Raw genomic sequence first — 20,230 nt, forward strand, 5'->3', positions numbered from 1 at the left:
TCCTCAGTGCGTGGCCATGGCGGGACGGCTGCGTGCAGCGACGACGCGTCCGGCCCATGGCAAAAATTCCAGCATCAGCAACAGCAGCGCGATCCACAGGCCGGCCGTGCCGATAATGCCCATCAAGCCGTCGTTCCCCATCGGCAGGTGGTAGTCGTACAGGCCCGCGCCCGTTTTCGGGATGTTCTGGCCGCCGATGAAAATCGTCCAGCGCATCATCCAGGCGCTGTGCAGCGCGATCAGACCATTGGCCAGGCCACTCGTGGCCGGCCGCCAGATGGCCAGCGCCATCGGCACGATGGACGACAGCACCGCCCAGACGGCAGTGAGCTGCCATTGCGGCATGCCGGCCACCTGGGTAAATGCCATGCTGTGGCTGGCGCTCACGCCGGACAGACTGACGAACAGCCAGCCGCCGCCCAGGGCCAGCACCAGCGCCAGCGACAGGGCCAGCGCGCGATTCAGCGATACTTCCAGCACCTTGTCGCGCCCTGGCAGGATGCGGTTGAACAGCAGCGCCAGGCCAACCGCCCCGACAAAGGCCGTGGCGGCAAATTGCGCCGGCAGGAACGGCGTGAACCACAGGGGCCGGGCGCGCACCACCATCACTTCCATGCCCGTGTACAGGCCCACGACAAAGGCGGCGAGCAGGGTGAATGCGGCGGCGGTGACGATGGCCTTGCGCGATGCGGCGCCGCCACGTCCCAGCAGGCGGTAGGCAAAGGCCAGGCGGTCCTGGCCCAGCCCCCGCGCGGCGAAGTCCACGCGCAGCGCCAGCCACGCGTACAGCATCAGACAGCCAAGATACAGGGGAATGAAAAACGAGCCCCACGACATCCACGATTGCGGCTGGAAGTAAATGTAGAAATGGTAGAAGCGGCCCGGCCCGTGCAGGTCGGCCAGCAACGCCACGGGCGCCGTCATGCCGCAGACGAGGGACGCCAGAAGCGCGATGCGTCCCAGGCGTTCATACGCCTTGCGGCCGAAGACGAAATACGGCAGGGTCAGCATGAAGCTGCCGTAACTGAGGCCGATGAGGAAAAAATACTGCACCGCCCACGGCAGCCATGCCGCTTCGCGCGTGACGTTGAGAATTTCGGTGATGTGGCTGTCCATGGTTTATTTCCCGTGTTTGCTCGGTTGCCAAAGAGTCGCTTCGCCTTCGACGTGGCCGGCGAAGCGCGTGTCCAGTCCCAGGTAGAACACGTGGGGCTGGGTGCCCTGCTCGGGTTTCAGCACCTTGACCTTGTTCTCGGTCAGCAGCTGGTGCACCATGCTTTCCGGATCATTCAGGTCGCCAAAGATGCGCGCGCCGCCCACGCAGGTTTCCACGCAGGCCGGCAGCAAGCCTTCGTCGACCCGGTGCGCGCAGAACGTGCATTTGTCGGCCTTGCCCGTCTCGTGGTTGATGAAGCGCGCGTCGTACGGGCAGGCCTGCACGCAGTAGGCGCAGCCCACGCAGCGGTCGCCGTCGACGACGACGACGCCATCCTTGCGCTGGAAGGTGGCGCCCACGGGACAGACGGGGATGCAGGGAGGATTGGCGCAGTGGTTGCACAGGCGCGGCAACATGTAGGTGCCGCAGCGGTTCTCTTCCTTGACTTCATAGGTCGAGACGACGGTGCGGAAGCTGTTTTCCGGCGCGGCGTTTTCCATGATGCAGGACACGGTGCACGCCTGGCAGCCGATGCACTTCTGCACGTCGACCACCATCGCCCAGCGCTGCCCGCCCTCGCCCCTGGTGGCGGCCTTGCCGGGCAGCGGCGCGATGGCCGCCCCGACGGTAATGGCGGGCAAGGCGCGCAAGAAACTGCGGCGCGATTCGATCATGACACTCTCCTTGACTATGGGCGGCAAGCCCTTGTTGACTTGCTGCCATGATAGAAAAGAAGGCGCTACGGGGATATTGGGGGGATCGTGCGGAAGCCTAGATGATCATGCCGATTGACAAAGGGAGAATATTGGGGTCAGACCCGGCGGGGGAACGCACCCCAGTGGGGCGTGTTGCGATCGCGAAGCGACTGGCCCCAAAATGAGGGTTACAGCTCGTCGAGCGAATACAGCCGGCGGTGCTCGCGGATTGCGTAACGATCCGTCATGCCGGCGATGTAGTCGGCGATCTTGCGCGCCTGCTGCGTCACATTGCCATCCTTGAGCTGATAGTCGGGCGGCAGCAGCGCCGGTTCGGCCATGAAGCTGTCGTACAGTTCGCGCACGATGCGGCTCGCCTTCACGCGCATGCGGTTGACCTGGTAATGGCGATACAGGTTCGCCCGCAAGAAGCGCTTGAGCTCCGTCGCGTCCGTGCGCATGGCGTCCGAAAAACGGATCAGCGGCGCACTGGCGCGCACTTCGCTGACGTCGCGGGGAGCGGCTTCCGCAATCAGGGCGGTCGAGGTGACGATCAGGTCGTCGGCCAGGGCCGTGATCAGGCGGCGCAGGGTTTCATAGATGGCGCGCCGGCCGGACAGGCCGGGAAACGCCTGCTGCACATCGCGCCACAGGCGGCCGAAGAATGCCACTTCTTCCAGCTGCTTGATGGTGATCAGGCCGGAGCGCAGGCCATCGTCGATATCGTGGCTGTTGTAGGCGATTTCATCGGCCAGATTGGTCAGCTGCGCTTCCAGGGTCGGTTGCGTGCGGTCGATGAAGCGCTGGGCCACGGGACCCAGTTCGCGCGCATGCGCCAGCGAGCAGTGCTTCAAGATGCCTTCGCGCGTCTCGAACATCAGGTTCAGGCCATCGAAGGCGCCGTAATGCTCTTCCAGGGTGTCGACCACGCGCAGGCTTTGCAGGTTGTGCTCGAAGCCGCCGTGCGCCTGCATGCATTCATTGAGCACGTCCTGGCCTACGTGGCCGAACGGCGTGTGGCCCAGGTCATGCGCGAGCGCAATGGCTTCCACCAGGTCTTCGTTCAGGCGCAGGTTGCGCGCAATCGAGCGGCCGACCTGCGCCACTTCCAGGCTGTGCGTCAGGCGCGTGCGGAACAGGTCTCCCTCGTGATTGAGGAAAACCTGGGTCTTGTATTCGAGGCGGCGGAAGGCCGAGGAATGGATGATGCGGTCGCGGTCGCGCTGGAACTGGCTGCGCGAAGCGTGCGCCGCCTCGGCAAAGCGACGTCCCTGCCCCTGTGCCGAATGGGCCGCATACGGGGCGAGGAAGTCTTCCGGCGTCATGATTACTGTACTCCGGCGGCCAGGGTGGCCAGCACCAGTTCATGCGGCGCGGATGTGATGCACGGGCTGCCCAGCGGTTTCAACAGGATGAACTTGAGGGCGCCGCCCTCGTTCTTTTTGTCCACTTCCATCAATTCCAGCCAGCGCTCGACACCGAGGTCGGGCGCCTTGACGGGCAGGCCGGCGGCGGCCACCAGCGCGCGCATGCGGTCCACGGCCGGCCGGTCGATATAGCCCATGCGGCACGACAGGTCGGCCGCCATGACCATGCCGCAGCCGACGGCTTCGCCGTGCAGCCAGTGGCCGTAGCCCAGGCCCGCCTCGATGGCGTGGCCGAAAGTGTGGCCGAAGTTCAGGATGGCGCGCAGGCCGCCTTCGCGCTCGTCCTGGCGCACCACGTCGGCCTTGATTTCGCACGAGCGGGCGATCGCATACGCGAGCGCGCCCTTGTCGCGCGCCATCAGCTTGCCCATGTTCGCCTCGATCCAGTCGAAAAACGCCGCGTCGATGATGGCGCCATGCTTGATCACTTCGGCCAGGCCGGCCGACAGCTCGCGCGCCGGCAGGGTTTCCAGGGTCGAGGTATCGGCGATCACGGCGCGCGGCTGGTAGAACGCGCCGATCATGTTCTTGCCCAGCGGGTGGTTGATGCCCGTCTTGCCGCCGACGGAGGAATCGACCTGCGCCAGCAAGGTGGTGGGCACCTGCACGAAGCCGATGCCGCGCATGTAGCTGGCCGCCGCGTAACCGGTCAGGTCGCCGATCACGCCGCCGCCCAGGGCCACCAGGGTGGTCTTGCGGTCGCATTTATTGGCCAGCAGCGCGTCGAAGATCTGCATCAGGCTGGCCCAGTTCTTATATTCTTCACCGTCCGGCAGGACGATGCTGATCACTTCGCGGCCATCGCTGGCCAGCGCCGCCTGCAGGCGGCCCAGGTACAGCGGCGCGACGGTGGTATTGGTGACGATGGCCACCTTGTGGCCGCTGATATGGCGCAGCAGCGCATCGGCGTCGGCCAGCAGGCCGGGACCGATGGCGATCGGATAACTGCGTTCGTCGAGGTCTACGCTCAACAACATTTTGGATTGCTCGTTCATCGAAGGCTCTGCATGAATGACGCAGTTGGGCGAGGCCTCGCATTCGAGGCTGGCCAGCTGCATCAGGATGGTCTGAACCATCGATTGTACGTTAGGACGGCCCGTGTCGATGACAATGTCGGCCACTTCCATGTAATGGGGTTCGCGCTGCGCCGTCAATTCTTCCAGCTTCTTGCGCGGGTCGGCCGTCTGCAGCAGGGGGCGGTTCTTGTCATGGCTGGTGCGCGCCAGGATGTTGCTGACGCTGGCGCGCAGGTACACGACCGTGCCCCGCTCCTTCAGGTAGGCGCGGCTGTCGGCGTTGAGAATAGCCCCGCCGCCGGTCGCCATGACGATGCCTTCCTGGGCGCTCAGGTCGCGGATGACTTCGGCCTCGCGCCGGCGAAAGCTCGCTTCCCCCTCGATTTCGAAGATCCACGGAATGGTCGCCCCCGTGCGCGCCTCGATCTCGTGGTCGGAATCGACAAAGCGCAAGCCCAGCTTGCGGGCCAGGATGCGCCCGATCGTGGTTTTGCCTGCGCCCATGAGGCCTACTAAAAACAGATTTTGCATTTGCTGCGACAATTAATTTGGGTTACGACAATCAGTGGCCTGCCCATACGGACTGATGACGCCTGGAGGGGAAACATCCAGGCGGTTAAAGTCCGTAGCCAGCCCCGGAAGCAAAGTGTAACCGACATAAGTTGCCTCCGTCCCGGAACTATTGCCACGAATCGTCAATTCGACGTCCAGCCAGTTGGCCCTGTCGCGCGGATAAGTCAACGTCACGTTCGCCGTTCCCGTGCTGTCTGTCTTGCCGCCCGTCGACAAATTCAGGGGAATGCCGGGGTCGAGGCGGCCATTCAGGTTCAAATCATTATTCGGATCCAGCGTACCGCTGCGATCCTTGTCTTCATTGTCACATGCCAGCGATGCCGCCACAACCCACGCGGTGGCGGCCTGCGAATACTGCAGGTAGCCCTTGTAGTAATGACGGGGCCAGGCGGCCGCGGTGATGATCACATCGGGCACCGGGTTGCCGGCAGCGTCCGTCACGAACACGGTATAGGTCTTGCGATAGGTGCTGCTGTCCGAGGCGTCAAGCGCATTGCCGCTGCCGGCGCTGATGAACAGCGCCTTCTTGGTCACCGTCAGCTTGACGGTGGCGGCATTGTTCGACACCCCTTGCAACTGCGCCTTGACGACCACGCCATCGACACCCGTCGTAGCCTGGCCGGCAATATAGCTGACCGTCGCCATGCCGTCGCTGTCGGTCGCGACCACGGACGGCGAACTCAGTGAGCCGTTGCTGGCGTCGCTCAGAATGGAGAAGCTGACCTGGGCATTCTTGACCAGGTTGTTTTGTGCCGTGCCATCGCGCACGATGGCGCGCAGGGCGCTGCGCTGCGCGGTGCTGCCGGCCGTATTGACGCCGATGACGGCTGGATCGGCCTGCAGGCTGATGCTGGCCTGGGCCGTCAGCGGCGCCACAAACTCCACGTCCGACTGTACCGAAACGCCGCTGCCTTCGTATTTTGCCGTGAGCGCGGTCAGGCCGGCGCCGCTGGCCTGAACGTAGGCGATGGCGTTGCCGCCGACCAGCGTCAACGGCGCTTGCAAGGCTATGCCGCAGGCGGCGTCCTGGTAGATGGTGCCGCGCGACGTACTGAAACGCACATTGCCCGTCTGTGGTACGCCAGCCACATCGCTGTGCACCGCGACCGCATAGCAGGTATTCGTCGCCAGCGTGGTCAGCGCCACATTCGAACCCGATACAGCGTTAATCGTGAAATTGGAGGCATTGATTGCGACAGGCAGCAGGACGCTGTCGCCCTGCGCCTTGACGCTGATGCTGTCGCTGCTGCCCGCCTGGGCGTTGTAGCTCAGCACCAACTGGCCGTTGTTGTCCGTCAGGGCCGGACTGGAACCGCCGCCCTTCACCGTCAATGCATTGACCTGGGCACTGAACGCCACCGATTTGCCCACCAGCGGATTTCCGCTCGAATCGACCAGCTTGACCACCATGTCGGTGCTCGTCTTCAGGTTCACCGTCGAAAAGGCGCTGATGACCAGTTTGGTGCCGCTGACGCCGACATCCGTGCTGGCCGTTTGCGCGCCGGCGCTGGCTGTGACCTTGATCGTGCGCAAGCTGGCGTCGCCGCCCGTATTCAGGCTGACCGACGCCTGCCCCTGCGCATTGGTGCTGACCTGCGTTGCCCCCAGCGCGCCCGAACTGGCACTGAATGTCACGCTGGCATTGGGCACCACGGCATTGTTGGCATCCTTGACAAACGCGATCACGTTAACACCGGTTCCGCCCGACGAAGCCAGGGTGCCGCCGGAAGACGTCAGCAACAGGCTGGCGATACCGGAAGTGACGGGCACGACCTTCACCACCACCGGAAGCGATTCCACACCACCACTGCTGGCCTTGATGGTGATGTCGCGCAGCGAGGCGTCGCCCTTGACGCTGAGTTTTTCCGTCACCGTGCCGTTCGCATCAGTGACGCGGCTGGTATTGCTGATGGTGCCTGAACTGGCGGTAAATGAAACCGTCTGCCCTTGCATGGCGTTATTACTGGCATTTTTAACAATAGCCGTCAGCACCACTTCCGTACCGTCCGCCCCCGACGCCACTATCGTTGTCGCACTGGCAATCAATGCCACGCTGCCGACACCGGCATTCGCCCCATCCTTGACGCCCAGGGTCGGATCGCCGCCGCCGCCGCCGCAGGCGGCCAGTACAGCGCTCATGACGAGCAAGGCCAGCCAATTCAATGCCCTGCCCCAAGAAATATTGCCTAAAGAAAAATTCCGCATAGTCGCCATCAGTCCGCTTTCGTCTGCATTGTTACTTAAACGTAAAGATGTGACATTAACGTGTTGCTGGCCGATCTGCCACTATTTTCGGTGTAATAAACACCATCAGTTCCGTTTTTTCTTGACTGCGACCCGTGCTGCGGAAAAAAACACCGAGCAAGGGGATGTCGCCAAGAAGCGGCACCTTGCTGTCCGTGCCCCGTTCCGACTGCTGATAAATACCACCCAGCACCACCGTGCCGCCGTCTTCGACCATCACCTGCGTGCGCACATGCTTGGTGTCGATGGCGAAGCCGGAACGGGTTTCCTGGCCCACGCTATCCTTGTTGACGTCCACTTCCAGCACCACGTTGCCATCCGGCGTGATCTGCGGCGTCACCTCCAGGCGCAAGTTGGCCTTGCGAAACGTGATCGATGTGGCGCCGCTGCTGGTGGCCACCTGGTACGGCAATTCGATGCCCTGCTCGATCAGCGCCAGCACCTTGTCGGCCGTCACCACGCGGGGGCTGGAAATGATCTTGCCCTTGCCATCGGCTTCCAGCGCAGACAGCTCCAGGTTCAAAAACCGGTTGGCGGCCGCCGAAAACAGGCTCAGGGCGAAACTGGCCGGCTGCAAGCCATTGATGCTGGCGGCCGGCAAGTTGACGAACTGCGTGTTCGGCACGAAGGCGCCGCTGCCGGCCACCGTTTGCCCCGTCGCCTCGCCCACGCCCTGGTAGCTGCCGCCGATGGCCGCGCGGCGGCCGCTGCCGCCCAGCGAAAAGCCGGGCGCCTGGCCCGCCGCCAGGCGCTGGTCCGTAAAGCCCAGGCGCGCACCAAGGTTGCGGCTGAAACTGTCGTTCGCCTCGACGATGCGCGCCTCGATCATCACTTGCCGTGTGGCAATATCCGTCCTGGCGATCAGCAAGCGGATCTGTTCCAGGCGCGCCGGCACGTCCGTCACGAACAGCTGGTTCGTGCGCGGCTCGATCAGCACGCTGCCACGGCGCGACAGCAGGCGGCTGCGCCCCTCGCCCGCATCGAGGCCGAACACCGTGCGGAATGCTTCGGCCTTCTGGTAATTGAGCTGGAAGATGGCCGATTGCAACGGTTCCAGTTCCGCGATCTGCGCGCGCGTTTCGAGCTCCAGCTTTTCGCGCGCGAGGATTTCCTCGCGCGGCGCGATCCACAGCACGTTGCCATTGCGCCGCATGTCCAGGCCCTTGGCCTGCAGCAGCACATCGAGCGCCTGGTCCCACGGCAAGTCGCGCAGGCGCAGGGTCACGTTGCCCGCCACGCTGTCGCTGGCGATGATGTTTTGCCCGGACGCATCGGCCAGGATGTGCAGGGCCGCGCGCACGCCCACGTTCTGGAAGTCGACGGAAATTTTCTCGCCCGCATACAGGCGCGGGGCCGACACATGCACCACGGCCTCCTGGGCCAGGCCGCTGGCATGCAGGCACAGCAGTGTGGCCACGAGCATGCGGCGCGGCTTCACGGCGCCGCCTCGGGCAGGCTGGCCTTCGCTCCCGCCGCCTGCAAGGCCAGGCTGCCGCGCCGTTCATGCCAGGAACCGTCCGCCTCGCGCAGCAGTTCACGGTACTGCACGGCCTGTTCGCTGATGGCCGTCACGACGCCATGATCCTGCCCCAGATGCTGGCCCACCTCCACCCGGTGCACATGCTGCCCCGCCTGCACCAGCGCGCTCAGGCGGTCGGCGTGGCGCACGCTGCCCACCATGGCAAGGGCTGGCATGGCCACGCTTTCCAGCGGTTCGCGCGGACGGCGCAGATCCGGGCCGGCCACGCCGGCCGTTGCTGGCGGCGGCCCCGCAAGCGGCGCGCCGAACGGATCGGGCAAGGCCGCGCCTTCATATGCACGCGGCACGAAGACGGGCGCCGCCTGCCAGGCCAGTGACGCGGGCCGGGCCGGCGGCGGCACACGGGCTTGCGCGGCCCGCTCCCGCGCATCAGGCAGACGATACGCATGCAGCATGGCGTCGAGAGTCAGCATGCCATCCTTGCCACCAGTCAACGCCAACTCGTGCACGGTCACGATGCGCGGCAGGCGCGCCAGGTCCGCCATCAGCGCGCCCATGGCGTGATAGCCGCCACGCAGCTGGACGGCAATCGGCAGCGCCACGTAATGCGCCTGCGGCTGGGGCGCACCGGGCTTGAACAGGGCAAACTGCAGGCCCCGCGCCCGGCCCGCCTCATTGATATCAGACAAGAGCACCGCCAGTTGCTGGCTGTCCGGCAGTTGCTGTTCCAGCTTGGCGAGCTCGGCACTGGCCAGGTGCTGCTGTTCACGCCAGCGCGGCAGGTGACCCGCCTGGGCCCTGGCCAGAAAATAGGCGCTGCGCAGGCGCGCCTCCTCGCCGTGCGCGGCCTGTACGGCGGACAGCAATCCTTCGATCCAGGCCAGGTGCAGCAGCGCGGCCGCCAGTGCCGCGCTCAGGGCGGCGCAGGCGAGGCGCGCCGGCAGAGGCCACAGCGACGCTTTTTTCAGGCTCAGCATGATCAGCCTCCTCTGTCTAGGATGGCGGGGCCGACGCCGCCGGCGCCGGCCATACCAGCCGTATCGTCCACTCCACCGCACCGTCGGCCACGCCGCGCACTTCCAGCAGTTCCGGCTGCGACGCTGGTGCCGCCTCGGCCAGCGCCAGCAGCAATGCCGCGACGTGGTCCTGCGCCAGCGCATGCCCTTGCAGACGCAGCATTGCAGCCTCCTGGCGCACGCTGCGCAAGACCACGCCGGCCGGCATGGACCGCGCCAGGACTTCGAGCATGTGCACCCAGGCATTGCGTTGTTCTTGCAATACGACAATAGCCTGCCGGCGCGCCAGCACCGCCGCCGTCTCGTCCTGCACCCGCTTGCCCGTGGCAAGGACTGCCGCCACCTGCTGCGTGGCGCGACGCCAACCCTCCTGGCGCCGGAGCGATTCGCCAAGGCTGGCCTGCAGCCAGAGCGCCGTGGCCAGCGCCAGCAGCCATCCCAGCCCGGCGCCGCCGGTCAGCAGCCACAGCAGTGCTTGGACACGTCGGCGGCGCGCCGCCTGGCGGTACGGCAAGAGGTTGACGCGCTGTCCCTGCGCCGCGGTCTTCATCGGGCGTACCGGTGCAAGGCCAGGCCCCAGGCCAGCTGGTAGGCCGCGCCGCCTTCGGGCAAGGCTTGCCAGCCGCCCTGCGCGCTGGCCGCCTGCAAGGCCAGCGCCTCGCTATCCATGACGACGGCCAGCAAGCCGGCCGCCCTGGCCGCGTCGAGACGGCGCTGCACGCTGGCGCGCCGCGCCGCCACCAGCAGCACGTCAACCTCCTTGCCTGTGGTACCGGCCAGCGGCGGCGCGGGGCCGAGAATGAAAAAGTCCAGGTTGGCGTCTTCCAGCGCGAACGGCATGTATTGCGCCGCTTCCAGCTCGACGAGGATTTCCAGTTGCTCTTCCGGCAATCCGGCAGGCAGGCGGATCGCATGCGTGATCAGGGCTGTGGCCGGCATGGCCAGCGCCACCCGCGTGCAAGCACTGCCACTGTCACGGTGGGCCTGGCGCAAGGCATCCGCCAGGCCCGCCATGTCTTCGACGTTACCCTCCAGTATCACGCCGGGCGCCAGCGCGGCGGCGCCGCAATGGCGGCACGACAGCATGCCGCGCCGGCGGACCAGCTCGACGACACGCACGGCGTCTTGCCCTATGTCAACGCCGAGCAAGCCCCTGGCAAGAAGACTGCTGATGGATATGTTTTTCATGGAGAAACGTCACTGCGCGATAGCCGCTGTCAGCAGAAATCCTAGTCCCGGTGGCGATCGCTTGTAAATGCATTTCACGCCCGAGTCTGCGGCGTGCGGCGCCTATCTGGCCCGGCTGTGATCTGGCGCAGATTAATTGTTACCAAATCCTGGTTGCCAGCCGGCCAATACACGCTTATATAGAGTATCGGCAAGTTTCGACACTGCCCCAGGCAAGCGCCACGGCGCGCTGCCAGCCCGGCAAGCTCGCTTATAATTGACCGGCATAATTAACCGAAAGACATTAGACGCATGACATCTTCATCCTCCGCTGGCAACGCCGGCTCGAAACCGCCCCAGAAGGGCAGCAAACCCAAACGCTTCCTGCTGATGGCCCTGCTCTCATTCCTGGGCCTGGGCGTGGTCGGCGTGCTGCTGGTGGTCTTCGGCCTGGCCATGGCTTATCCGAACCTGCCCGCGCTCGACACCCTGACCGACTACAAGCCCAAGATGCCGCTGCGGATTTTCACGTCCGACAGCGTGTTGATCGGCGAGTTCGGCGAAGAACGGCGTAACATGGTGCACATCAAGGATATTCCCGATGTCATGAAGAAAGCCGTGCTGGCCATCGAGGATGACCGCTTCTATGAACATGGCGGCGTCGACTATCTGGGCATCACGCGCGCGGCCCTGCACAACCTGACGGGCGGCGCCAAGCAAGGCGCCTCGACCATCACGCAGCAGGTGGCGCGCAATTTCTTCCTGTCCAGCGAACAGACCTTGAAACGCAAGGCATATGAAGTCTTGCTGGCCTGGAAGATCGAGAAGAACCTGAGCAAGGACCAGATCCTGGAAGTGTATATGAACCAGATTTATCTGGGACAGCGCGCCTACGGCTTCGCCTCGGCAGCGCAAATCTATTTCGGCAAGAATATCCAGGACCTCACTGTGGCCGAAGCGGCCATGCTGGCCGGCCTGCCGAAGGCGCCGTCGGCCTACAACCCCGTCGTCAATCCGAAACGCGCGCGCATGCGCCAGCAATACATCCTGCAGCGCATGGCGCAGCTGGGCTACATCACGCCAGAGCAATACACGGAAGCCAAGAATGAAGAGCTGAAAGTGAAAACCGACAGCAGCGCCTTCGGCGTGCACGCGGAATATGTGTCGGAAATGGCGCGCCAGCTGGTCTACGAGCAATTCAAGGAAGACACCTACACGCGCGGCCTGAACGTCTACACCACCATCACCAAGGCCGACCAGGACGCCGCCTATATCGCCCTGCGCAAGGGCGTGATGGATTACGAGAAACGCCACGGCTACCGCGGCCCGGAAGCCTACATCGAGATTCCGAAAACCAAGGCCGAAGCCGACGACGCCATCGAGACGGAACTGGCCGACCACCCGGACAGCGATGACATCATCGCCGCCATGGTGCTGCAGGCTTCGCCCAAGTCCATCCAGGCCGTCACCTCGGCCGGCGAGGAAATCACCATTACCGGTCCCGCCCTGACCTTCGGCGCAGCCTGGCTGTCGGAAAAGGCGGCGCCGAACCGCCGCATCAAGCGCGGCGCCGTGATCCGCGTCATGCAAGAAGGCAACACCTGGGTCTTGACGCAGATGCCGGAAGTGCAATCGGCGTTTGTGTCGGCCAGCACCACGGACGGCGCCATCCGCGCCATGGTGGGCGGCTTCGATTACAACCGCAACAAGTTCAACCACGTCACGCAGGCGTGGCGCCAGCCCGGCTCGGCCTTCAAGCCCTTCATCTATTCCGCTTCGCTGGAACGGGGCCTGTCGCCGGCCACCATCATCAACGATGCGCCGATCTCGTTCGACGCGGGCCAGACGGGCGGCCAGGCGTGGGAACCGAAGAACTACGACAGCAAGTACGATGGCCCGATGACCATGCGCAAGGGCTTGATGAAATCGAAAAACATGATTTCCATCCGCATCCTGCACAAGATCGGCGCCAAGTACGGCCAGGAATACGCGACGCGCTTCGGCTTTGACGCGGACAAGAACCCGCCCTACCTGACCCTGGCCCTGGGCGCCGGCAACGTGACGCCGCTGCAGATGGCCGGCGCGTATGCTGTATTCGCCAACGGCGGCTACAAGATCAACCCGTATCTGATCGCCAAGGTGACCGATAGCGACGGCAATGTCCTGTCGCAAGCCAAGCCGGACCTGGCGGGCGAGGAAGCCAACCGCGTCATCGACGAGCGCAATGCCTTCATGATGAACAGCATGCTCAACGACGTGGTGCGCTTCGGCACGGCGAATAAAGCCATGGCATTGAAGCGCCCTGACCTGGCGGGCAAGACGGGCACCACCAACGATTCCATCGATGCGTGGTTTGCCGGCTACCAGGCCAAGCTGGTCGGCATCGCCTGGATCGGCTACGACCAGCCGCGCAACCTTGGCAACCGGGAAACGGGCGGCGGCCTGGCCTTGCCGATCTGGATCAACTACATGGCCAAAGCCCTGAAAAGCATTCCCGTCGAGGAACGTGCCGTGCCGGAAGGCCTGATCCATGTGGGCGACGAGTATTACTACGCGGAAAATCCACCGGGCACGGGCGTAGGCAGCCTGGAAGGCGCGGCGCGCGGCACGCCGGAGGAAGAGAAAGCCAAGGAAGCCGTCAAGAACGAATTGTTCTAAAAACACCCAACCAGACCTGCTGCGCGTCGCGCTTTGCGGTTTCAGATGCTCACTGTGCTAAAGCACAGCTCCGCTTCTCAACCGCAAATCCCATCCGCTCGCTACGGTTTTGTTAGGTGTTTAAAATAAAAAAAGGGCAGCCTGAAGAGGCTGCCCTTTTTTATTGCGCGCGGCTAAAACAATTACTTCAGCACGACGGGTGCGCCCGCCTGCTCGCTGGCCATGCTGGACAAGGCGGCAAACAGTTCGGAGCCGTCGCGCGTGTTGATCCATTCATTGCCCACGCGCTTGTAATGAAAACCGCCGGAACGGGCCGCCACCCACATTTCGCGCATGGGGGCCTGGCTGTTGACGATGATTTTCGTGCCGTTATCGATGAATTCGATTTCCAGCACGTTGCCGCTGCGGCTGCATTCGACGTCGAGCACGTCCGCATCGTTCAGCCGGTCCAGCGCCGCCTCGATGTCCGTCAGGGTGGCTTCGGCCAGGGCCAGGAATTCCGATTCGCTCATGCTACACTCCAAAGATCTTAATCAAACCGTGATTCTAATCGTGAAGTCATCCTCAGCGTTTTATATCGGCATCGCCATTGTGGTCTCTAGCGTCCTGGCCGGCTGCGGCCAGCCCGGCCCCCTGTACCTGCCCAAGCCGCCAGCGGCCAAGGGCGCGCCGGCCAAAGGCCCCGTCGAACCGGCGCCCGTGCCGCCGCCGCCCGTGATCGTGCCGGCGACCTAAACGGAGCGCACCGGGGTGGCGGCATGCGCCGCCCTGGCGTTCTTGACGCGCTTGCTCCAGGCGACATACACGCGCATTAACAGCAGTAGCGCGACGATACTGCCAAACAGGATCGGTTGCGCGAAATTGTGCTTGCCCGCCTTCATCCACCAGAAGTGCAGGATGCCCAGCGGCGCGATGATGTAAATCAAACGGTGCAGCCACTGCCAGCGCTTGCCGCCCAGGCGTTTGACCATGCCGTTCGTGCTCGTCACGGCCAGCGGAATGAGCAATACAAAGGCGATGAAGCCCACCGTGATGAATGGTCGCTTGAGCACATCCTTCCACATTTCCTGCACATCAAAAAAGTGATCGAACCACAGGAAGGTGGTGAAATGCAGCGCCGCGTAGAAAAACGCAAACAGGCCCAGCATGCGCCGCAACTTGATCAGCCAATTCCACTGCGTGAGGCGCCGCAAGGGCGTCACCGCCAGGCTGATGCACAGAAAATACAGGGTCCAGTCGCCCGTGCCCCGCGTGATGAATTCCAGCGGCTCCACCAGTTGTCCCGTATAGGTCAGCCACACCATGCGCGCAAACGGCAGCAGTGCCAACAGGAAAACCAGGCTTTTGAATAGCGACAACTGTTTCGGCGTGGGGTTGAGGGCCATGGTCTTTCCTTAAAAGAACTTCTTCAGGTCCATGCCCGCGTACAGCGAGGCGACATCGTTGTAGCCGTTGAACATCAGGGTCTTGCGCTTGCGCGTCAGAAAGCCGTCTTCGCCGATACGCCGCTCGGACGCCTGCGACCAGCGCGGATGGTCGACGTTCGGGTTCACATTCGAATAAAAGCCGTATTCGGACGGCGCCGACAGGTTCCAGGACGTGCGCGGCTGTTCCTTGACGAAACGGATCTTGACGATGGATTTGGCCGATTTAAAGCCATATTTCCATGGCAACACCATCCGCACGGGCGCGCCATTCTGGTTCGGCAAGGTTTCGCCATACATGCCCAGGGTCAGCAGCGCCAGCGGATGGTTCGCCTCATCGATGCGCAAGCCTTCCGTATAGGGCCACTGCAGCACGCGGCTGCCCACGCCCGGCATCTGCTTCTTGTCGGCCAGGCTGATGAATTCCACGTACTTGGCGTTGCCCGTCGGCTCGACCTTCTTGATAATTTCCGAGAAGGAATAACCAACCCACGGGATGACCATCGACCAGCCTTCCACGCAGCGCAGCCGGTAGACGCGCTCTTCCAGCGGCGCCAGCTTCAGCAGCGCGTCGAGGTCCAGCGTCATCGGCTTCTTGACTTCGCCTTCGATGCTGACCGTCCAGGGACGCGTGCGCAGGGTGCCCGCGTTTTGTGCAGGATCGCTCTTGTCCGTGCCGAACTCGTAGAAATTGTTGTAGCTGGTGGCGTCTTTATAGGCCGTCGGCTTGTCCAGCGCCGAATAGGCGGGATTCAATTTGGCTGCCAGCTTGGGATTGCTTCCTTGCGCGAACGCTTCGCGGCTGGCCATTTCCAGCAAGGCCGCACTGGACATCGAGCCCAGGGCGATTTGCTTGATGAAGCTGCGGCGCGATTCAAACACGGCGCGCGGCGTGATTTCGGAAGAATACGGCAAGTCGATGCCGTTGGGACTGCGCTTGATCAACATGGCGGCTCCGGAAAAAGGTGATTGGAGACACCTTACACCAGTTTTTCCGGGCCGTTCATGACGCTTCTGTCATGCAGATAAAGCGTTACAGCTTGCCGTAAGAGTGCAAACCTGAAAGAAACATATTCACGCCCAAAAAGGCAAACGTCGTTACCAGCAAGCCCACCAGCGCCCACCAGGCGGCGACACGGCCGCGCAAGCCCGTCATCAAGCGCATGTGCAGCCAGGCCGCATAGTTGAGCCAGACGATCAGCGCCCACGTTTCCTTCGGGTCCCACGACCAGTAGCCACCCCACGCTTCGGCCGCCCACAGGGCGCCCAGGATGGTGGCAACCGTGAAGAAGGCGAAACCGACGGAAATGGCCTTGTACATGACGTCATCGAGCACTTCCAGCGACGGCAGGCGGTCCATCAGGTAGCCGCTCGATTTGAGCAGGTAGGCCGAGGCCACCATGGCCGACAGGGCGAACGTGCCGTAGCCGATGAAATTGGCCGGCACGTGGATCTTCATCCACCAGCTTTGCAGGGCCGGCACCAGCGGCTGGATGTCGGCCGCGTCACGCGTGACCGTGTACCACATCAGGAAAACGACGGCCGCCGAAATGACCAGCATGACGAAGGCGCCCAGCTGGCGCGTCGCGTAATGCTGCTCGTAATACAGGTAAAACATGGCCGTGATCAAGGAGAACAGGATGAACACTTCGTACAGGTTCGACACGGGAATGTGGCCCACGTCGGCGCCGATCAGGTACGACTCGTACCAGCGCACCAGCATGCCCGTCAGGCCCAGTACGACGCCGGCCCAGCACAGCAGGGAACCGACGGAGGAGCCGAATTCCGAGCGGGCTACCAGGCCGATCCAGTAGAACAGGGTCGACAGCACGAACAGGGTGCCCATCCACAGGATGGCGGACTGGCTGGACAAGATGTATTTCAGGAAAAATTTCTGATTCGCCACGTCCAGATGGCCGGCGTACAGCTCGATGGCGAACAGCGACAGCACGGCCGCCACGGGAATCAGCCAGCGCACGGGCTTCCAGTGCCAGCCCAGCCACGCAAACGTGGGCGCGGCCGCCAGCAGGATGGCTTTTTCATAGATATCCATGAAGGCGCCAAAGCGCATGAGGCCAAACAGGGAGGCGGCCAGCAAGCCGGCGCCGTAGATCCAGTCGATCAGGCTCAGGCGCTTGAAAAAGCCCGGTTCCTGCGCATAAATTTGTTTATTTGCCAATTCCATCATTTTCTCCATTCCCGGCCACGCTGCAGCGCTCCAGACACAGCGCAGCTTACGCCGATTGCGGCAGTTTTGCCTTCAAGTTCTCAAATTCTTTTTCAAAGTCCAGGGTCTTGCGCTGCGTGCTCATGGCCATCAGGGCGTCGCTGCCGCCGTCGCCATCCTTGATCCACACCCACAGGCGGCGCTCGCGGATATAAAACATGGAAAACACGCCGATCACGAGGAACAGGCAGCCGAGGTAAACCACGCTCTTGCCCGGCGAACGCGTCACCTGCAGCACGGACGCCTTGATTTCCGTGAATTCGTCGAGTTGCAGATACACGGGCGCGCCGTAGAAGAAGCTGTCGGACAGCGCATTCGTGGCCAGTTGCAGGAAGCGGCCATGCTTGTCATCGGCGTCAACGGGCTTCAAGCCATCCTTGCTGCGCGCCGCCTGCCACAGGTCCCACAGGCTGCCGTTGAGAATTTTCATGAAGATATCGGCCGCCTTTTCCTGCTCGGCCGTCGGAACTTTCTCCAGGAAACGCGAAATGGCGAGGAAACCGCCCTCCTGTCCATTGCCGGCAAAGATGCCCAGGCTTTTCGCCGCCGATTCCTGCAGTTGGCCGCGCAAGGCTTCCGCGCCCGCCTGCGGCATGGCCCGCGCCGCATAGCGGGCGGCGGCCTGCTGGCGCAGTTCGGGATCTTGCAGTGCGGCACGCAAACGCATCCATTCCGTCACGCTGTAATTGTCATCGGCGGGAATGCGCAGGTAGCTGAACGGGTCGCTGGGGCTGACACGCATGCCGGCCAGAAACACCGTTGCACCATCAACCGTGACCGGCTGCATGTAATTCTGGTACTCGCGCGCCTGGCCCGTCTTGTCGCGCAATTTGTATTGCACCGAGGGGCCGACATTCTTCAAGTCCTTGTTATGCGCATTCTTCCCGGCCGAACCCAGGCGCTTGTCCAGGCCCACGGCAAACTTCTCGTTAAAACTTTCCGTCTTGTTGACGGCGCGCACATCCTGGCCCGCACTGAGGTTTTCCACGTTAAACGGACGGAAAGCCGACCATTCCACCGTATAGGAGTTGCCATCGCTGCGCTCGAGCGGCGTGCTGCCGCCCACTTCGCCGCCGATGTCGAAACGCTTGGTGGTCTTGCCCGTCATGGGAAAGCCCGTCAACTTGAGCTTGCTGCCGCCATCTTCAAAGCTGGACTGGTACAGGGCCAGGCCCTTGTACAGCAGCGGCTGGTTGACTTTGATTGTTGCTGGGAAACTTTCTCCCGTGACATGGTCGGTGATGACAACATCGCTGGCGAACAGCTTGGGCATGCCCGTGCTGTAGAAATCAATGTGGAATTTCTTCAGCAGGATGGTGATGGGCAAATCCTGGATCAGCACGCCATCGGCCTGGGGAATGATGGCCGTGTTGCTCGACGAGCCTTCCGGGATCATGGTATTGCCGCGGAAAGTAGGATTCGACAGGCTCAAACGGTGCTGGGCGGGAATGTCGGCGATCACGCCGCTGCCGGCAAACGGCGTCTTGCCAAAAAACCATTGCTGCACGCGGATCGGCATTTCCGAGTCGAGCAAGCCGCCCACGCAGATGATGACGATGGCGCCGTGAGCAAAGATATAGCCCCATTTATTGGCGGCGCCCCGCTTGGCGGCCACCAGGGTGGCGTTGTCCTTCTCGACCACCTTGGCCCCGTAACCGGCGTCTTTCAGGCGCATCACCATCTGCTGCGCCAGCACGGCGCGCGGCAGCGGCGCCTGCCATTCCGTCTTGTGATGGAAATTGCGCAGCGATTGCTCGCGCACATTGTCGCGCCAGCTGCGCATGTCCTTGAGCATCTTCGGCGCATTGCGCACGATGCACAGCGAGGTGGAAGCAACGAGGAAGCCCATGATGACGAGGAACCACCAGGCCGAATACACGGAATACAGGCTCAGCTTGTCGAAGACGGCGAACCAGAGCGGGCCAAACTGGTTGACATAGTTGGGCATGGGCTCGTTCTGCTTGAGCACGGTGCCGATGATGGAGGCGACGGCGATCAGGGTCAGCAGGCTGATGGCAAAGCGCATCGACGAGACCAGCTCGACGAATTCAGCCAGGCTGCGGCGCTGGGTTTTTAACTCGATTCCGGTCGTGCCTGTGCTCATACGTGGATACTCATACGGGATATGCAATCTTCAAGAAAATGTAGGCATGGAGCAGAGTGTTTCTCCGCGCAAGGCGGCAGCATACTCCTGTTTGGCCCTTGCCATGAAAAAGGGCAGCCTGTGGAAACGGCCGCCCTCTTCATGCACGCTGGTGCGCCTGGCAATCTCTTGCCACTATGAAAACTTACTTCAGGCCGGCGATATAGTCGGCCACGGCGGCGATTTCATCGTCCGACATGCGGGCGGCGATGGTGTGCATTTGCGCGCTGTTCTTGCGGGCGTCGGCCTTGGTGCTGCGGAACATGCTCAGCTGGGCCACCGTGTAATCCTGGTGCTGGCCGGCAATGCGGGGATACTGGACGGGAATGCCGTTGCCCGTCGCGCCATGACAGCTGGCGCAGGCGGCAACTTGCTTGGAAGCAATGCCACCACGGTAGATTTTCTTGCCCAAGTCTATCGTATCCTTGTTTTTCGCGGCGCCCGGCTTGGACAGCTGCGCGCCCAGGTAGGCGGCGATATTCTTCTTGTCGGCGTCGCTGAGCATCTTTGCGTACGTCGTCATGACGGGCTGGTTGCGCTCCGGCGTGGTGAAATCGACCAGTTGCTTGTAGATATAGCTTTCATGCTGGCCGGCCAGCTTCGGATTGACCGTGATGGTCGAATTGCCGGCCGCGCCATGGCAGGACACGCAGGCAGGCAAGCCGCGCGCCGTATCGCCATCGGCGTACAGGGTAGCGCCCTTGGCAGGGTCGGCCTTGACGGCGACGGCTGGCGCGTGGGCTGGTTTCGGTTCTTCGACCGCGGAAGCAGTTGCCGATACAGCCAGCAAAGCGAGCAGCATGGATTGGACAAACGGTGAAAACGCACGATTCATTCAGGCACCCTGAGACAGTGAGAAATTAGTGGTGGACATTGCCGCGCCCTGGGGATTTTTGCTTTATTTTCAGGACCGCAAGCCGCATCGCTGCTACGCCGGCAACAATAAACAACCCCTTATTGTACAATAGCTTCTTGGCGTTATCGCTCCCTTATCGCTCCCTTTT

16 protein-coding genes and 1 pseudogene are annotated in these 20,230 nt (G+C 62.8%); 2 read left to right on the plus strand and 15 right to left on the minus strand.

Annotated features, from left to right (window positions below; translation table 11 throughout):
* Positions 1 to 3: 3 nt before the first annotated feature.
* The 9 genes and pseudogenes from nrfD to pilM all read right to left on the minus strand — a co-directional run bounded on the left by nrfD (position 4) and on the right by pilM (position 10,795).
* A complete protein-coding gene (gene nrfD, locus AC07VI_RS18785) occupies positions 4 to 1,116 on the minus strand; it encodes an NrfD/PsrC family molybdoenzyme membrane anchor subunit (RefSeq protein WP_086145723.1) in 1,113 nt (370 codons plus the stop codon).
* Between the two features lie 3 nt (positions 1,117 to 1,119).
* Positions 1,120 to 1,830 (minus strand): sulfate reduction electron transfer complex DsrMKJOP subunit DsrO, encoded by a 711-nt coding sequence (gene dsrO, locus AC07VI_RS18790; RefSeq protein ID WP_086145722.1) that lies wholly within the window; start codon positions 1,828 to 1,830, stop codon positions 1,120 to 1,122.
* A 209-nt stretch (positions 1,831 to 2,039) separates the two neighbouring features.
* Positions 2,040 to 3,176 carry a deoxyguanosinetriphosphate triphosphohydrolase gene (locus tag AC07VI_RS18795; RefSeq protein ID WP_086145721.1) on the minus strand — a complete coding sequence of 379 codons (1,137 nt, stop codon included), beginning with the start codon at positions 3,174 to 3,176 and terminating at the stop codon, positions 2,040 to 2,042.
* Between the two features lie 2 nt (positions 3,177 to 3,178).
* Positions 3,179 to 4,798 carry a bifunctional shikimate kinase/3-dehydroquinate synthase AroKB gene (gene aroKB, locus AC07VI_RS18800; RefSeq protein ID WP_413465905.1) on the minus strand — a complete coding sequence of 540 codons (1,620 nt, stop codon included), beginning with the start codon at positions 4,796 to 4,798 and terminating at the stop codon, positions 3,179 to 3,181.
* Positions 4,799 to 4,837: 39 nt separating this feature from the next.
* Positions 4,838 to 7,006, minus strand: a complete 2,169-nt coding sequence (locus AC07VI_RS18805) for an Ig-like domain-containing protein (protein ID WP_226936294.1) — start codon at positions 7,004 to 7,006, stop codon at positions 4,838 to 4,840.
* Positions 7,007 to 7,127: 121 nt separating this feature from the next.
* Positions 7,128 to 8,453: pseudogene (locus AC07VI_RS18810) on the minus strand (type IV pilus secretin PilQ); the annotation flags it as partial.
* Between the two features lie 92 nt (positions 8,454 to 8,545).
* Positions 8,546 to 9,568 (minus strand): pilus assembly protein PilP, encoded by a 1,023-nt coding sequence (locus AC07VI_RS18815; RefSeq protein ID WP_086145719.1) that lies wholly within the window; start codon positions 9,566 to 9,568, stop codon positions 8,546 to 8,548.
* Positions 9,569 to 9,584: 16 nt separating this feature from the next.
* Positions 9,585 to 10,157 (minus strand): PilN domain-containing protein, encoded by a 573-nt coding sequence (locus tag AC07VI_RS18820; protein ID WP_086145718.1) that lies wholly within the window; start codon positions 10,155 to 10,157, stop codon positions 9,585 to 9,587.
* Positions 10,154 to 10,795, minus strand: a complete 642-nt coding sequence (pilM, locus tag AC07VI_RS18825; RefSeq protein ID WP_086145717.1) for a pilus assembly protein PilM — start codon at positions 10,793 to 10,795, stop codon at positions 10,154 to 10,156. Before pilM ends, AC07VI_RS18820 begins: the two co-directional genes overlap by 4 nt.
* A 291-nt stretch (positions 10,796 to 11,086) precedes the next feature.
* Between pilM and AC07VI_RS18830 the strand changes: the two genes are divergently transcribed.
* Positions 11,087 to 13,432, plus strand: coding sequence for a penicillin-binding protein 1A (locus AC07VI_RS18830; protein ID WP_086145716.1), 2,346 nt, complete (start codon positions 11,087 to 11,089; stop codon positions 13,430 to 13,432).
* Positions 13,433 to 13,614: 182 nt separating this feature from the next.
* Here AC07VI_RS18830 and cyaY read toward each other — a convergent pair whose 3' ends face one another.
* The gene (gene cyaY, locus AC07VI_RS18835; RefSeq protein WP_086147742.1) at positions 13,615 to 13,944 is read right to left on the minus strand and encodes an iron donor protein CyaY; all 330 of its coding nucleotides are present in this window, start codon (positions 13,942 to 13,944) and stop codon (positions 13,615 to 13,617) included.
* Between the two features lie 40 nt (positions 13,945 to 13,984).
* Between cyaY and lptM the strand changes: the two genes are divergently transcribed.
* The gene (gene lptM, locus AC07VI_RS18840) at positions 13,985 to 14,167 is read left to right on the plus strand and encodes an LPS translocon maturation chaperone LptM (RefSeq protein WP_070221692.1); all 183 of its coding nucleotides are present in this window, start codon (positions 13,985 to 13,987) and stop codon (positions 14,165 to 14,167) included.
* Here lptM and msrQ read toward each other — a convergent pair.
* The 5 genes from msrQ to AC07VI_RS18865 all read right to left on the minus strand — a co-directional run bounded on the left by msrQ (position 14,164) and on the right by AC07VI_RS18865 (position 20,061).
* Positions 14,164 to 14,817, minus strand: coding sequence for a protein-methionine-sulfoxide reductase heme-binding subunit MsrQ (msrQ, locus tag AC07VI_RS18845; protein ID WP_086147741.1), 654 nt, complete (start codon positions 14,815 to 14,817; stop codon positions 14,164 to 14,166). The genes lptM and msrQ overlap by 4 nt on opposite strands.
* A gap of 9 nt (positions 14,818 to 14,826) precedes the next feature.
* Positions 14,827 to 15,804: a protein-methionine-sulfoxide reductase catalytic subunit MsrP gene (gene msrP / locus AC07VI_RS18850; protein ID WP_086147740.1), complete on the minus strand. Its 978-nt coding sequence runs from the start codon at positions 15,802 to 15,804 to the stop codon at positions 14,827 to 14,829.
* Between the two features lie 85 nt (positions 15,805 to 15,889).
* Positions 15,890 to 17,041, minus strand: a complete 1,152-nt coding sequence (ccsB, locus tag AC07VI_RS18855; RefSeq protein ID WP_086147744.1) for a c-type cytochrome biogenesis protein CcsB — start codon at positions 17,039 to 17,041, stop codon at positions 15,890 to 15,892.
* A gap of 49 nt (positions 17,042 to 17,090) precedes the next feature.
* Positions 17,091 to 19,187 (minus strand): cytochrome c biogenesis protein ResB, encoded by a 2,097-nt coding sequence (locus tag AC07VI_RS18860; protein WP_492992268.1) that lies wholly within the window; start codon positions 19,185 to 19,187, stop codon positions 17,091 to 17,093.
* Between the two features lie 184 nt (positions 19,188 to 19,371).
* Positions 19,372 to 20,061 carry a c-type cytochrome gene (locus AC07VI_RS18865; RefSeq protein ID WP_086147738.1) on the minus strand — a complete coding sequence of 230 codons (690 nt, stop codon included), beginning with the start codon at positions 20,059 to 20,061 and terminating at the stop codon, positions 19,372 to 19,374.
* Between the last annotated feature and the right edge of the window lie 169 nt (positions 20,062 to 20,230).

It is taken from the genome of Janthinobacterium sp. GW821-FHT03A03, from assembly GCF_059421435.1.

What these genes read in the sequence shown, in the direction of transcription:
- nrfD (WP_086145723.1), bottom strand. Translation starts at nt 1,116, where the DNA reads ATGGACAGCCACATCACCGAAATTCTCAACGTCACGCGCGAAGCGGCA.
- dsrO (WP_086145722.1), bottom strand. Translation starts at nt 1,830, where the DNA reads ATGATCGAATCGCGCCGCAGTTTCTTGCGCGCCTTGCCCGCCATTACC.
- AC07VI_RS18795 (WP_086145721.1), bottom strand. Translation starts at nt 3,176, where the DNA reads ATGACGCCGGAAGACTTCCTCGCCCCGTATGCGGCCCATTCGGCACAG.
- aroKB (WP_413465905.1), bottom strand. Translation starts at nt 4,798, where the DNA reads ATGGGCGCAGGCAAAACCACGATCGGGCGCATCCTGGCCCGCAAGCTG.
- AC07VI_RS18805 (WP_226936294.1), bottom strand. Translation starts at nt 7,006, where the DNA reads ATGAGCGCTGTACTGGCCGCCTGCGGCGGCGGCGGCGGCGATCCGACC.
- AC07VI_RS18815 (WP_086145719.1), bottom strand. Translation starts at nt 9,568, where the DNA reads ATGCTGAGCCTGAAAAAAGCGTCGCTGTGGCCTCTGCCGGCGCGCCTC.
- AC07VI_RS18820 (WP_086145718.1), bottom strand. Translation starts at nt 10,157, where the DNA reads ATGAAGACCGCGGCGCAGGGACAGCGCGTCAACCTCTTGCCGTACCGC.
- pilM (WP_086145717.1), bottom strand. Translation starts at nt 10,795, where the DNA reads ATGAAAAACATATCCATCAGCAGTCTTCTTGCCAGGGGCTTGCTCGGC.
- AC07VI_RS18830 (WP_086145716.1), top strand. Translation starts at nt 11,087, where the DNA reads ATGACATCTTCATCCTCCGCTGGCAACGCCGGCTCGAAACCGCCCCAG.
- cyaY (WP_086147742.1), bottom strand. Translation starts at nt 13,944, where the DNA reads ATGAGCGAATCGGAATTCCTGGCCCTGGCCGAAGCCACCCTGACGGAC.
- msrQ (WP_086147741.1), bottom strand. Translation starts at nt 14,817, where the DNA reads ATGGCCCTCAACCCCACGCCGAAACAGTTGTCGCTATTCAAAAGCCTG.
- msrP (WP_086147740.1), bottom strand. Translation starts at nt 15,804, where the DNA reads ATGTTGATCAAGCGCAGTCCCAACGGCATCGACTTGCCGTATTCTTCC.
- ccsB (WP_086147744.1), bottom strand. Translation starts at nt 17,041, where the DNA reads ATGGAATTGGCAAATAAACAAATTTATGCGCAGGAACCGGGCTTTTTC.
- AC07VI_RS18860 (WP_492992268.1), bottom strand. Translation starts at nt 19,187, where the DNA reads ATGAGCACAGGCACGACCGGAATCGAGTTAAAAACCCAGCGCCGCAGC.
- AC07VI_RS18865 (WP_086147738.1), bottom strand. Translation starts at nt 20,061, where the DNA reads ATGAATCGTGCGTTTTCACCGTTTGTCCAATCCATGCTGCTCGCTTTG.